The organism is Paenarthrobacter sp. DKR-5 (assembly GCF_018531425.1).
Classification (GTDB): Bacteria; Actinomycetota; Actinomycetes; order Actinomycetales; family Micrococcaceae; genus DKR-5.
The window spans coordinates 141,556-154,215 of sequence record NZ_JAHBOI010000004.1; the positions used below are offsets into that span (position 1 = coordinate 141,556).

Sequence of the window (12,660 nt, forward strand, 5' to 3'; positions counted from 1 at the left end):
CTTCAGCGGGCCCGGGCTAACAAAGATCGCGTAGGGGCGGATCCGTTGAGTGAGGAGAATCTTGACTATCAACGACCGGGCATCCATTACTACGCTCCCAGTTTACCTGCTTGGGCCGCGATTGGTGGAGTTTGTGTCAAACCGGGCGCTGCAACGGCTTCGAAGAGAACTGACCGGGTGGCGATGTCCGCCTTGAGCAGGCGCACCCGGATCCGGGTGCCCGCCTCCAGCGCACCCTCGCACGGTGCCGTCACGGGCGGTTCGGTCAGCTGGACCGTGCCGCGGGCCGGCCCGCCGTTTCCGTTCCCGTTGTGGTTGCCGTTTCCGTTCCCGTTGTGGCGGGGGCCGGCGATGACGACGGCGTCGAATTCCCGGCCGATGTGGGTGCTCAGCAGCGCGGCCTCCACCGTGCCGATGGCGGCCCTGTCCACCCGCGCCGCAAGCTGGTCCGAGGCTGCCATCAGCACCGGCAGCTGGGGCAAGGCCTCCCTGGCCCACGCCGGCACCTCGGTCCCGGCGCACAGCGCCTCGCAGATCACCAGCACGAACCGGTCCACCAGCCGGCGCAGCGGGGCGGTGGTGTGCGCGTAGGGCGCAGCGACTGCCGCCTGGAGCCGCTGCTGCGGCAACTCGCCGTCGAAGGGGGTGTATCCGGCACCACGGAACAGGGACGAGGCCGCGTGCATCAGAGCCAGGTCCCTCGGCGCCCTGGTGTCCAGGCTGCGCAGGTATTCACCGTAGGCGACGTCTTCGGACCAGGGCCTGCCCAGGGCCTCGGTCTGCAGCCGGTAGCGTGCCACCGACGCGGGGTCGGGGTCCGGCATGGTGCGCAGGATGCCGACCTTGCCCTCGAGCATCAGCTGCGCGGCGGCCATCCCCGTCAGCAGCGAGATCTGGGCGTTCCAGCTCTCCACCGGCAGGGGCGGGCGGGCCACCAGGGTGTAGTCACTGCCGTCGAACTCCACCTGCTGGTCCGGGACATTCAGGCTCGCCCCGCCGCGGGCGCGTTCCAGGGCCGCGCGGCGCCGCCCCACCTCGCGCAGCAGGCGCAGGGTGGCGAGCACCTCTGCGGGTGCTCCCTGGCCGTCGCCCTGTGCTCCGGCGTCCAGGTAGCGCTGGGACTGGTCGTAGTCCAGCTGGGCGATGCTCCGCACCCGCGCCCGCCGCAGGCTGGTCCGGAGCAGCTCGGCCTCGGCGTCGAGCTCGAGCTCCCAGACGAAGGCCGAGCGCTCCTGCCCGGGCAGCAGGCTCGCCGCGCCCTCGCTGATTTGCTCCGGGTGCATCGGGATCCGGCCATCCGGCACGTAAATCGTCTGGCCCCGGCGCCGCGCCTCGCCGTCGAGTTCGCCGCCGGCGGGCACGAAGGACGGCACGTCCGCGATCGCGTAGCGGACCAGGTAGCCGCTGCCGCGGGTCTGGAGCTGCATGGCCTGGTCCAGGTCGGTGGCGCCGGGCGGATCGATCGTGAGGAAGGGAACGTGGGTCAGGTCCAGGGCCGCCGGGCGGTGGCCGGCCAGCACGGTGCGCAGTTCTGCCAGCACAGCCGGGGGAAAGCCCGAGGGCAGCTCGAACTCGGTGCGGAGGTGGGCGAGCGCCTCCGCCAGTTGCTGCTGCGCGTTTCGGCGCAGTCCAATGTGCGTGTACGCCACAAAAGTCAGCGTAACCCTTTCGGGGGCCCTATACGCTGGTAGCCATGACCACGCCGTCCTCCGACTCCCAGCCCGCCTTGCCGACCATGGAGGAGATGAGCGCCCGCTACGACCGGTTCGTCGTCGACCTGTTCGGAGTGATGGCTTACGGGGAGCTGTCCGCGTTCGAACGGATGTCCTCGGACGCGCGCTACTCACCGACCCTGCACGACCGGGCCGTGCTCGGCCGCATGGCGGTCGCCGAGTTCGAGCACTACGAAACGGTCAGCGGCGCGCTCGCCGAGGCCGGCGTCGACGCCGAAGCTGCCATGCTGCCGTTCCAGCCGTCCGTGGATTCGTTCCACGACCGCACGCGCCCGGCGGACTGGTACGAGTCGATGATGAAGGCGTACGTGATCGACGCGATTTCGAACGACTTCTACCAGGCCATCTCGGAGTACCTGGACCCCGCGAGCCGGTCCGTCATCGCCCGGATCCGTACCAGCGACGAGACCCAGCGCATCCTGCAGGACCGCATCCGGGTGGCGCTGGCGGACGACCCGCGGCTGGCCTCGCGGCTGGCCCTGTGGGGGCGGCGCCTGGTGGGGGAGGCCCTCACCCAGGCGCAGCGGGTGGGAATCGAACGGGCGTTCCTGGGGGGCCTGCTTGGCAGCGGCGAGTCCGCGGAGGAAAGCACCGCGCTGGTGCGGGAGCTGATGGCCACTCTGACGAAGGCCCACTCCAAACGGATGAGCCAGCTCGGCCTGACCGCCTAGCCTCAGAGCGCGGGAAGCTCGGCCCGGAGCCTGGCCGCCGCGTCCGCCGGATCCGCTGCCTCCGTGATGGCTCTGACGACGACGATCCGGGATGCTCCCGCCTGCACGACCTGGCGGACGTTGGAGTGGTCGATGCCGCCGATGGCGAACCAGGGCTTGGACGGGTTTGCGGCGGCGGCGTGCTCCACCAGGCCGAGACCGACCGCTGCCCGGCCCGGCTTGGTCGGCGTCGCCCAGAGCGGGCCCACGCAGAAGTAGTCCGCATCGCCGGCTGCCATCGCCGCATCCGCCTGGTCCGGAGTGTGGCTGGAGAGCCCGAGGACCGTGCCGGCGGCGAGCAGGGACCGCGCTGCCGGCAGCGGGAGGTCCTTCTGGCCCAGGTGCAGCACGGGCGCCCCGGCGAGCGAGGCCACGTCCGCCCTGTCATTGACCGCCCACAGCTTGCCGTGCCGCTCGGCCGCCTCGCGCAGGACCGCCAGCAGCTGGAGTTCCTCCGCGGCCTCGATGGACTTGTCCCGCAGCTGGATGACGTCGACGCCGCCGGCGAACGCCGCATCCACGAAGTCGGCGAAATCGCCGCGGGAGGCGCGGGCATCCGTGCAAAGGTACAGCTGGGCGGCGTCAAAGGTCATGCTTCAACAGTAGCTAAACTGGTCACGGACTGCGGGAGCCTCGGCACAGGGGCTGAGAGGGCCTGGTCGGCCGACCGCTTGACCTGATCCGGTTCGTACCGGCGTAGGGAAGGATAATTCGCATGGCCCCGCAAACGGATGCCGCCGCCTGCGACGTCGCAGTGATCGGCGGCGGGATTGTCGGCCTCGGCATCGCCTGGGAACTGCTGCGCAGCGGACGCAGCGTCACCCTCATCGACCCGGCCCCCGCGGAGGGGGCGACCTTCGCCGCTGCCGGGATGCTGGCCCCGGTCAGCGAACTGCACTACCAGGAAGAGGACCTGCTGGAGCTGACGCTCGAATCGGCCGGACTCTGGCCCGGGTTCGCTGCAGCGCTCGGCCCCGACGCCGGATACTTGCCCACCCCCACCCTCGCGCTCGGCGCCGACGCTGCCGACCGCCGCGCCCTGGCCGACCTGCGCGAGGTCCAGCTGGCCCACGGGCTCGGCGTCGAACCTCTCACGGTGCGCGAAGCCCGGGCCCAGGAGCCTCTCGTGGGGCCCGGCATTTCCGGGGCGTTCGCGATTGCCGAAGACCACCAGGTGGACCCCCGGCGGGCAGCCCGCGCCATCCTGGCGGTCTTGGGTGCCTCCGACGAGGCGTCGGTGGTCCGCCGGTCCGCGGCCGGCCTCGTCCACTCCGACGCCGGCGACCTCGACTCCGCTGTCACGGGTGTGCTCCTCGACGACGGGACGGTGCTGGCTGCCGGGGAGGTGGTGGTGGCCAACGGCCTGGCCGCCGCCGCGCTTGAGGGACTGCCCTCCCGGGCACGGCTGCCGCTGCGGCCGGTGTACGGGGACATCCTGCGTCTGCGGGTCCCGGCCCATCTCGACCCGCTGCTGACCGCGACCGTGCGCGGCCTGGTCCGGGGTCTGCCTGTCTACCTCGTGCCCCGCGCCGACGGCACCGTCGTGATCGGGGCCACGCAACGGGAGGACGGATCCTCCGCCGTCTCGGCAGGCGGCGTCTACCAGCTGCTGCGCGACGCCCAGGTCCTCGTTCCCGCCGTGGCGGAACTCGAATTGCTCGAGTGCACCGCCCGCGCCCGCCCGGGGACACCGGACAACGCCCCGCTGCTGGGGCGCGTCGCCACCGCCGGCGGGGAGGCGGATGTGCCTGGCGTCGTCATCGCGACAGGCTTCTTCCGCCACGGCGTCCTGCTGACGCCCGCCGCCGCCCTGATCTGCCGCCAGCTCATCGACGGGATCGCCGACACCCGCTGGACCCGGTTCCGGCCCGACCGCTTTTCCCCTGCTACTGCAAAGGAGGCCTGAATGGCCGCCATCACTCTCAACGGTGCTGCCCGGGCCCACTCGGACGGACAAATGCTGACGGACCTCGTGGAGGAAGTCACCGGGCGCCGGATCGCGCCGGACGGCAGCCCCGCAGACGGCCGGCGCCTCGGCGTCGCCGTCGCGCTCAACGCGGAAGTGGTGCCGCGCAGCCGCTGGGCCAGCACACCCGTCGCCGCCGGCGACGACATCGAAATCGTCACAGCTGTTCAAGGAGGCTGACATGGCCGGAAACGATCCCTTCGTCATTGATGGCGTGGCCCTGGAGTCCCGCCTGATCATGGGCACCGGCGGCGCGCCCAGCCTGGACGGCCTCGGCGCTGCCTTGCTGGCCTCCGGGACCGAGCTCACCACGGTGGCAATGCGCCGCTACAGCCCCGAGGTGGGCGGTTCGCTGTTCCAGCTGCTGCTCGACTCCGGCATCCGCGTGCTGCCGAACACGGCCGGCTGCTTCACCGCCCGCGAAGCGGTGATGACGGCGGAACTCGCCCGCGAGGCGCTGGAAACGGACTGGGTGAAGCTGGAGGTGATTGCCGACGAGCACACGCTGCTGCCCGATGCCGTCGAATTGGTCGACGCGACCGAGCGCCTGGTGAACAAGGGCTTCAAGGTCTTCGCCTACACGAATGACGACCCGGTCCTTGCCCGCCGGCTCGAACAGCTCGGAGCGGTGGCCGTGATGCCGCTGGGCGCCCCGATCGGGACCGGGCTGGGCATCCTGAACCCGCACAACATCGAGCTGATCGTCTCCCGCGCCGAGGTTCCGGTGGTCCTCGATGCCGGCATCGGCACGGCGTCGGACGCGGCGCTGGCGATGGAACTGGGGTGCGACGCCGTCCTGCTCGCCACGGCAGTGACGCGCGCCCAGGACCCGGTGATGATGGCTGAGGCCTTCAAGCACGCTGTCGCCGCGGGAAGGCTCGCGTCCAAAGCCGGCCGCATTCCGCGGCGCGAGCACGCGCTCGCTTCCTCCTCGATGGAGGGCCGCCCGGACCTGTAAGGAAGCCCCCGGACCTGGGGGGTCCTCGCCGGACGTGCGGGGACCTGGCCGGACCTGCGGGTTAGCGGCGCAGGAGGGCGGTGAGCTGCCGGGTGTCGTGGCGCGTGCGCGAACGTCCCAGCACGACGGCAATGGCGATTGAGGCTGCAATGCCGACGGCCAGCGAGGCGATCCACGGCACCCAGGTCAGGCCCGGGGCGTAGCCCAGACCCGCTGCGACCGTGATGATCCAGGTCAGCAGCGCGGCCGCGGCGCCGGCGCAGGCGGGAAGCAGCAGACCGTACTTGTGATGCTTGCGGTCCACGGCCCAGACGATGAAGCCGAAGCCGGCCGCCAACAGCGCGATCAGAGTGAGATCCAGCATTCCCTGTCCTGCAGGTTCGGGCCGCCGTCCGGCAACCGTGTCCCTCCTCGGGCACGGCCGCCGGAGCCGACGGCGGGATGGACTTGTCGTCCGGGGGCTTAGAGCGCCCCGAAACCGACGCGGCGGGACTCCTCGGCCCCGACCTCGACGTACCCGAGCACTCCGGCCGGCACGATCACGAGGCGGCCCTTTTCGTCCGTCAGGCGCAGCTCGGTGCCCTTGGACACAGCCTCCGCCACCAGCTTGGCGACCTCCTCCGCCGTCGCGGCAGGTTCGATCACAATCTCACGGCCGACATTCTGGATACCGATCTTAACTTCCACCGCAGGGGCCTCCTCTGGGCAACGTCTCAACAACGGGCAGCAGGTGCTGTCCCAACAAGTTCTAGCCTAGGACTCTTTCGGGAAACGACTGATTCCGCGCCAAGCTAAACGATAGATCAGCTCACTGGCCACATCGATGTCCAGGACCCCGCCCGTTTCCAGCCAGTACCGGGCGCTGACGTGGGCCATCCCCGCCAGCGCACGCCCCAGCAGATTGGCCTCCAGCGGCGGCAGCTTGGTGTCTTCGGCGATCACCTTCCCGATGGCCTCGGCGTAGGTCGCGTTGTACGCCTCAAGGCGCGCGCTGACTTCCGGGTCGTTCGTGAGGTCGGATTCAAAGACCAGCCGGTAGGCCTGGTCGTCCTCGGCGATGAACTGGAAGTACGCCTTCATCGTGGCGTGCACGCGCTGCTTGTTGTCCGTCGTGGAGTTCAGGGCGCCGAGCATCAGCTCGGTCAGCGCCGCGAGGTGGCTGTCGAGCAGGGCCAGATAGAGTTCGCGCTTGCTGGGGAAGTGCTGGTACAGCACCGGCTTGCTGACCTTCGCCGTTTCGGCGATCTCGTCCATGGCGGCGCCGTGGTAGCCATTGGCGACGAAGACCTCCTGGGCGGCCGTCAGCAGCTGGGCGCGGCGCTCCTCCCGGGGCAGGCGGGCAGGCCGGCCGTGGGTGCGGCGCGGTTCTTGACTCACGAGGCGACCTTTCGCAAGAGCTGAAAACTGATTCTTATCATTTTACCGGCCGGTAATATGCCGCGGCACTACGGCGCGGAATAGATTTGGAGTATGACCTCCCTTACCGGCCGCCCGACGACGTCGCTCCCTCCCTTGGTGGAACCCGGGGCCGCCCTCACTCCCGCCGAAGCGGAACGCTACTCGCGGCACGTCATCATTCCCGACATCGGCGCGGTCGGTCAGCGGCGGCTGAAGAACGCCAAGGTCCTCGTGATCGGCGCCGGCGGCCTGGGTTCCCCGGCCCTGCTGTACCTGGCGGCGGCCGGCGTGGGCACGCTCGGCATCATCGACGACGACACGGTGGACACCACCAACCTCCAACGCCAGATCATCCACGGCGTCAGCGACGTCGGCCGCAGCAAAGCGCAGTCGGCGCGCGATGCCATCGCTGAGCTGAACCCGCTCGTGCGCGTCCAGCTGCACGAGGTCAGGCTGGATGCTTCCAACGCGCTCGAGATCTTTGCCGGCTACGACCTCATCCTGGACGGCACCGACAACTTTTCCACCCGCTACCTCGTCAACGACGCCGCGGCTCTGCTAGGCAAGCCCTACGTCTGGGGGTCCATCTACCGCTTCGACGGGCAAATCAGCGTCTTTTGGGACAAATACGGTCCCAACTACCGGGACCTGTACCCTGAGGCACCCCCTGCCGGCTCGGTGCCGTCCTGCGCGGAAGGAGGCGTGTTCGGGATGCTCTGCGCCGCCGTCGGCTCCGTGATGGTGACCGAGGCAGTGAAGCTGATTACCGGCATCGGGGAGTCACTGCTGGGCCGGGTGCTCATTTTCGACGCCCTGCGCAGCAGCTGGCGTGAACTGAAGGTGGGCAAGGATCCGGACGCCGAGCCGATCACTGAACTGACTGACTATGACCTCTTCTGCGGGATTGCGCCGGCCACAGAGCCCGCGGACGCAGCATCGGTCGACGTCGCTGAACTGGCCCGGCTGCTGCAGGCTCGGGAGCGCGGCGAGGCGGACTTCGAACTCATCGATGTGCGCGAGCCGGGGGAGTTCGAGCTGGTGCGCATTCCCGGGTCCCGGTTGATCCCGCAAGGCCGGATACTCTCCGGCGAGGCGCTGGAGGAGCTGCCGCGGGGGAAGACACTGCTGCTGCACTGCAAGCTGGGCGGCCGGTCCGCGAATGTGCAGCAGGCACTGCTCAAGGAAGGCTTCGTCGACGTGGTGAACGTTGAGGGCGGCGTGCTGGCCTGGGTGCGGGAAATCGAACCGGACAAACCGGTGTACTAGGCGGGGACACGGCCCCGGTCTGCCGGATTCGCCGCCTCGTCCCGCGTCCTCAAACTGTCGGAGCCAGGTGGCAGAGTGAGGCCATGGAGGTCCTCGGGGTCCGGGAGCGTCGCCCGCCGCGGGTAGCGGTGGGGGATCCGCTGCTGTCCGAACTTGATGTGTTGGAGGGCCGTCTGGCCGGGTTGGTGGCGGACGGCGGCTTGGCGGGTCTGCGCTCGGACGCGGAGGCGATGGAATTCGCGGCCGGTGTGGAGCGGGTTTCCCGGGTGATCGGGCGGCTGCAGGTGATGGCGGCGGCGGAGCTTGATGCCCGGCGGTCCGCCGGCTCCGGGGGTTCGGGGGCGGCCGGGCCGCTGGTGCCGGAGGCGCCCGGGGCGGATTCCGGTGCGGGCGCCGGGTCGGTGTTTGAGGGGTTCCGGAACACGGCGGAGCTGTTGCGGTCGGTGCTGCGGATCAGTGTCGGCGAGGCGCGCCGGCGGCTGGCCCTGGGCGAGGCGGTGCTGCCCTCGGCGGGTTTGGGCGGCCAGGACGTGCCGGCCCGGTATCCGGTGTTGGGGGAGGCGTTCCGGGACGGGAAGCTCGGCTCGCGGGCCGCGACCCTGGTCGCGGTTTGCCTGGAGAAGACCCGCCGCCTGTGCACGCCGGAGACGGCGGGGCGGATGGAGCAGGCGCTGACTCTGACGGCGTCGGAGAGTGATGAGGATTTCCTGGTCCGGATGGCGCAGCGGTGGGTGGCGGCGATTGACCAGGACGGGCCGGAGCCCTCGGAGGAGGAGCTGCGGCACCGGCAGGGGTTGTTTCTGCGCCGCCGGCACCGCGGCCTGCACCACCTGGAGATCTTCGCCACCGACGAGCAGTACGAACAGATCACCACCGTCATCCACACCGCCACCAACCCCAGAACCACCACCAGCGAAAGCAACGACGGCGGCAGCGGCGGAAACGACGACCCTGCGGGTGCGGGTGTGCCGGGGGTGTTTGACCGCCGGTCCCGGGCCCAGCAGCTCCTCGACGGGCTCATCGCCGGCTGCCAGGCGGCGCTGGCCGCCGGGGGTCTGCCCGCCACCGGGGGCCTGCGCCCGCAGGTGATGGTCACCATCGGCTACCAGGACCTGCTCCACGACCTCACCACCAACACAACAGACGGCGGAAAAGGGGGCGGGACAGGCGGCGGGGGTGCGGGGAGGTTCGTGTTCACCGGCCCCGTCACCGCCCGCAGCATCCGCCGGCTCGCGTGCGACGCCGAGCTGCTGCCCATCGTGCTCGGCGGCCAGGGCCAGGTCCTGGACGTCGGACGCTCCGCGAGGGCGTTCCCGCCGCACCAGCGCAAAGCCCTGGTTGCCCGGGACGGCGGGTGCACCGCCCCCGGCTGCACCGTCCCCGCCCCCTGGTGCGAAGCCCACCACGTCCAGTGGTGGTCCCGCGGCGGCCCCACCGGAATCCACAACGCGGCCCTGGCCTGCGCCTACCACCACCACCTGCTCCACAAAGAACGCTGGCACATCAGCCTCCGCAACGGCATCCCCTGGTGGACACCACCACCGGAACTCGACCCCACCCAAACCCCCGGACACAACACCTACTTCCGGATCTGACACACCCGGCATCGAACGCCCGCGGGCACAGCCGACGCGGGTCATGGAGAGGGTGCGGGCCGGTGTTCAGGCCGTGGGCGGGCCGGCCTTGCCACGCTGCAGCCCTGGGGCGGATTCGTCGCCAAGGTTCTCGGCGGCGGTCCGGACGTCGCGGGCGTCGACCTGCCGTTCCCGGCGGGCGTGCCGTACGCGTTCAAGGGGACGGTCGGCCCCGCAGGATTCGAGAGCGGCTTCGACGTCGTCGAGCGCCGTCTCGAGCAGTGCCGAAACGGGCAGCCCGGTAACGAGGGGCAGTGCACGGAGGATGATTGCTTCAAGATCGTGTTGGACGGACGGGCGGCTGCGGGCGAAAGTGGCCGCGAGGGCTGAGAGGACCTCGGCACAGACTCTCGGGTTTCTGGCTTCGGCGGCTGCAGCGAGAATGGATTCGAACGCTGCTGTGAGGATCCCGAGCACGTTGTCGGTGTAGACGACCCTGCTCTCTTTGCTTTGTTCAACGGTGTCCTCAGCCCACCGGGCGAGAAGGTCGCGCAGGTTGACGATTGCGTTGATGGCCGCGAGGGGAGTGTGCTTGGCGGAGGACGCCGCGGTCCACCCCGCGTCGTAAAGCTGTTCGACGCCGAAACCGGCATCCACGTGGTCAACGTTGCGCAGTCGTTCCCTCCGGACCGCTAATTCCACGGCCTCAGCGATCCGTTTGCCCTGCTCGTCGGAGTCACACCTCACTTCGGCAATCACGTCGTGGTAGGCGACGTATGCCCCGAGTGCCAGGGAGAGCACCACTTCATCGTTGGGGCCGCCGGTACGCAGGACTTTCTCCAGGGCGGCCACATCCACATGCATGATGAAGCCGGTCAGTTCGGCATGCACCTGCATCCGGCAGGGCGGGTTGTCGTAGGCAGGGGCGCTCCGCGTTGTCTTCAACCAGTGCAGCTGGCGGACGCGGGCGTCCGCGGCGTGGTCGTGAATGGCTTCGAGGATGATCGGGCTACGGGTCTGGTTGATCGTCGTGTAGAAGAGCAGGATGAGGAAGTTGAAGCCGATCACACTCAGGACCAAGGCCGCGGTGGCAGCATAAACGGGGTTCCGGCCCGGGTCGCTGGTGGCGGCCGCCAGCAGGCAGAAAACGCCGAGTCCAACGAAGAAGCCGGTATAAACCTGGTTGACCCTGCGTCTGAGGAACTGGTCCAGCACCTGTGTGGAGAGGCCGCTGGCCGCTTGCTGGAGCGCCACCAGCAGGAGCGGGACGGTGATGGACGTGACGGTGATGACTGTGGCCGCCATCGTTTGCAGAACGTTGACCGTGGTCTTAGCGTCGGGAAAGAGGACCTTCTGGATGGCCGCCCGGGCGGGTTCGAGCATGCCGGGACGTAGGTAGTCGAGCAGGAAGACCAGTACGGCGAGGGCCATGAAAGCCAGAACAATCAGTACCGGGAGAGTGAGGAACTCAACGAACGCCAGGCGCACCGCCTGCCCGGTCTCTCCTCGATGCACGTTGGCCCGTCTGCTCTTGCCGGCCTTCATCGTGCGGGCCACAGCCCTCTTTTCAAGCCGCGCCGGCAACGCCTTCCGCACCCATGCCGCCTTCCTTCAGTCCTGTCGCCACCCTATAGGCAAGGCAGGTAAAGGAGTGAAGGGTGTCTGATGTGTTCCGCGCCAGAAAACGCTGGCCGCGGAACGGGGAGAAGCGTGACTCTCAGGCGCCGCCGGCAGCGCGGCGAAGCTCCTCATGGTCAACGGGGCAGGCAGCGGGAGAGGCGTCAGCGGGCTCGTCGAGGGAGATTCCGTAGAGCGCTTCAAGGGCAGCGACGTAACTGTCCTGCTCGCCTCGGGCTGCGAGTTCGCGGGCCCGGACGGTCGGGATGTGTAGCAGCTGCTTGACCATCCGGCGCAGCGCAAACTCCACTTCTTCGGCCGCCGCTGTGCAACCGTGCTGGGCGCGCACACGTTCAAGCTCGGTGTCCAGTACGTCGAGCGTGTGCCGGCGCAACGCCACGATGGCGGAATCCACCGAACGTGCCTGGCGCTGCTGTTCGAAATCCTTCGCGGAGCGGGCCACAATGCGGCTGGCGTGAGTGAGTGATTCCGACTGCTCCTGAGGGGCGGCCAGGCGCACGGACTCCAAGGTGAGCAGTTCCACGCCGTCGAGCTGGGCCACCGCGGGGTCGAAGTCACGGGTGAGGGCAAGGTCGATGATGATGAGCGTCCCGGTGGATCCGGCCCGCACGCGCTCGACCTCGGCCGCGTCGAGGCGGGCATCCGAGCCGCTGCAGCCGATGACGACGTCGGCGGCGGCGAGCGCCCCCGGGAGCTCCTCGGCGGTCAGTGCGGTGCCGCCACGGGTGGCGACAAAAGCTTCGGCACGGCCCGACGACGAGTACACGCTGATGTCGGTGCAGCCGCGTTCGCGCAACTGGGCCATGGTGGCACCCGCGTACGCGCCGGTACCGAAAATCACGGCTTTACGGCCGGCCCAGTGCTTCGCCGGCCAGGTTGACTCGGTGAGGTCCGAGGCGAGGTCAAGCGCGACGGACACGATCGAAAGGCCGCGGCTGCCGAGCGCCGTCTGGGCCCCGACTTCCTTCGCAGTCTTCGAGGCTGCCTGGAACAACTGCACCAGGCCCGCGCTGGCCGTCCCCGATTCCTGGGCGCCGATCAGGGCGCGCCGGACCTGGCCGGCAATCTCACGTTCGCCGACGACGGCGGAATCCAGGCCGGCGCTGACGGCGAAAAGATGTTGGCCGACTTCTTCCCCGGTCCGGGTGAGGAAGGACTTCGAGACAAGGGGCTCGTCCAGGCCGCTCCGGCCGGCGATCTCGGCGATCAGGGCCGAGCGGGCGGCTTCAAGGTCGTTTTCGGAGGGAGCCTCGGCGTAGATCTCATAGCGGTTGCAGGTCGCCAGGACGACTGCGCCCTTCACCGCCGACCCGTCGGCGAGTACGGACGGAGCGACCTCGGAGGCACCGGCACTCAGGCGGGCAACCGTCTCCAGGTCAACGTCGGCATGCGTAGCTACAAGAGAGAAAAGGACCAC

Annotated in this window: 13 protein-coding genes and 1 riboswitch; of the genes, 6 read left to right on the forward strand and 7 right to left on the reverse strand. The window is 69.4% G+C overall.

The features are described 5' to 3' along the window. Positions 1-89: 89 nt before the first annotated feature. Positions 90-1,649 (reverse strand): RNB domain-containing ribonuclease, encoded by a 1,560-nt coding sequence (locus KIH31_RS09925; protein WP_214426966.1) that lies wholly within the window; start codon positions 1,647-1,649, stop codon positions 90-92. Positions 1,650-1,693: 44 nt separating this feature from the next. Here KIH31_RS09925 and KIH31_RS09930 point away from each other — a divergent pair, with 44 nt between their 5' ends. Next, entirely contained in the window at positions 1,694-2,404 is a 711-nt protein-coding gene (locus KIH31_RS09930; protein ID WP_374224867.1) for a ferritin-like fold-containing protein, read from the forward strand. Positions 2,405-2,406: 2 nt separating this feature from the next. On the opposite strand, the gene thiE is transcribed toward KIH31_RS09930, so the two are convergent. Beyond that, positions 2,407-3,036, reverse strand: coding sequence for a thiamine phosphate synthase (gene thiE, locus KIH31_RS09935; RefSeq protein WP_214426967.1), 630 nt, complete (start codon positions 3,034-3,036; stop codon positions 2,407-2,409). Between the two features lie 21 nt (positions 3,037-3,057). After that, positions 3,058-3,163: riboswitch (TPP riboswitch) on the forward strand. Here thiE and thiO point away from each other — a divergent pair. The 3 genes from thiO (at position 3,159) to KIH31_RS09950 (ending at position 5,367) form a co-directional block, all read left to right on the forward strand. Beyond that, positions 3,159-4,349 (forward strand): glycine oxidase ThiO, encoded by a 1,191-nt coding sequence (gene thiO, locus KIH31_RS09940; protein ID WP_214426968.1) that lies wholly within the window; start codon positions 3,159-3,161, stop codon positions 4,347-4,349. (Overlaps the previous riboswitch by 5 nt.) Continuing rightward, complete coding sequence (gene thiS / locus KIH31_RS09945) at positions 4,350-4,589, forward strand: sulfur carrier protein ThiS (RefSeq protein ID WP_214426969.1); 240 nt, start codon at positions 4,350-4,352, stop codon at positions 4,587-4,589. A 1-nt stretch (position 4,590) separates the two neighbouring features. Further along, entirely contained in the window at positions 4,591-5,367 is a 777-nt protein-coding gene (locus KIH31_RS09950; protein WP_214426970.1) for a thiazole synthase, read from the forward strand. Between the two features lie 61 nt (positions 5,368-5,428). Here the strand turns inward: KIH31_RS09950 and KIH31_RS09955 are convergent, their stop codons facing one another. From KIH31_RS09955 to KIH31_RS09965, 3 genes are all read right to left on the reverse strand, one after another. After that, positions 5,429-5,731 carry a hypothetical protein gene (locus tag KIH31_RS09955; protein WP_214426971.1) on the reverse strand — a complete coding sequence of 101 codons (303 nt, stop codon included), beginning with the start codon at positions 5,729-5,731 and terminating at the stop codon, positions 5,429-5,431. 98 nt (positions 5,732-5,829) lie between these two features. Then, positions 5,830-6,054 (reverse strand): DUF3107 domain-containing protein, encoded by a 225-nt coding sequence (locus tag KIH31_RS09960; protein WP_214426972.1) that lies wholly within the window; start codon positions 6,052-6,054, stop codon positions 5,830-5,832. Between the two features lie 66 nt (positions 6,055-6,120). Beyond that, positions 6,121-6,744: a TetR/AcrR family transcriptional regulator gene (locus KIH31_RS09965; RefSeq protein ID WP_307857610.1), complete on the reverse strand. Its 624-nt coding sequence runs from the start codon at positions 6,742-6,744 to the stop codon at positions 6,121-6,123. Between the two features lie 93 nt (positions 6,745-6,837). Between KIH31_RS09965 and moeB the strand changes: the two genes are divergently transcribed. Further along, positions 6,838-8,031 carry a molybdopterin-synthase adenylyltransferase MoeB gene (moeB, locus tag KIH31_RS09970; RefSeq protein ID WP_214426973.1) on the forward strand — a complete coding sequence of 398 codons (1,194 nt, stop codon included), beginning with the start codon at positions 6,838-6,840 and terminating at the stop codon, positions 8,029-8,031. A gap of 83 nt (positions 8,032-8,114) precedes the next feature. Next, a complete protein-coding gene (locus KIH31_RS09975) occupies positions 8,115-9,626 on the forward strand; it encodes an HNH endonuclease signature motif containing protein (protein WP_250545793.1) in 1,512 nt (503 codons plus the stop codon). A 66-nt stretch (positions 9,627-9,692) separates the two neighbouring features. On the opposite strand, the gene KIH31_RS09980 is transcribed toward KIH31_RS09975, so the two are convergent. After that, positions 9,693-11,162 carry a DUF2254 family protein gene (locus KIH31_RS09980; RefSeq protein WP_214426974.1) on the reverse strand — a complete coding sequence of 490 codons (1,470 nt, stop codon included), beginning with the start codon at positions 11,160-11,162 and terminating at the stop codon, positions 9,693-9,695. 160 nt (positions 11,163-11,322) lie between these two features. Continuing rightward, positions 11,323-12,660, reverse strand: coding sequence for a glutamyl-tRNA reductase (locus KIH31_RS09985; RefSeq protein WP_214426975.1), 1,338 nt, complete (start codon positions 12,658-12,660; stop codon positions 11,323-11,325).

Coding starts and splice junctions, on each gene's coding strand:
- KIH31_RS09975 (WP_250545793.1), top strand. CDS start 8,115: ATGGAGGTCCTCGGGGTCCGGGAGCGTCGCCCGCCGCGGGTAGCGGTG.
- KIH31_RS09930 (WP_374224867.1), top strand. CDS start 1,694: ATGACCACGCCGTCCTCCGACTCCCAGCCCGCCTTGCCGACCATGGAG.
- thiE (WP_214426967.1), bottom strand. CDS start 3,036: ATGACCTTTGACGCCGCCCAGCTGTACCTTTGCACGGATGCCCGCGCC.
- KIH31_RS09950 (WP_214426970.1), top strand. CDS start 4,591: ATGGCCGGAAACGATCCCTTCGTCATTGATGGCGTGGCCCTGGAGTCC.
- KIH31_RS09955 (WP_214426971.1), bottom strand. CDS start 5,731: ATGCTGGATCTCACTCTGATCGCGCTGTTGGCGGCCGGCTTCGGCTTC.
- moeB (WP_214426973.1), top strand. CDS start 6,838: ATGACCTCCCTTACCGGCCGCCCGACGACGTCGCTCCCTCCCTTGGTG.
- thiO (WP_214426968.1), top strand. CDS start 3,159: ATGGCCCCGCAAACGGATGCCGCCGCCTGCGACGTCGCAGTGATCGGC.
- thiS (WP_214426969.1), top strand. CDS start 4,350: ATGGCCGCCATCACTCTCAACGGTGCTGCCCGGGCCCACTCGGACGGA.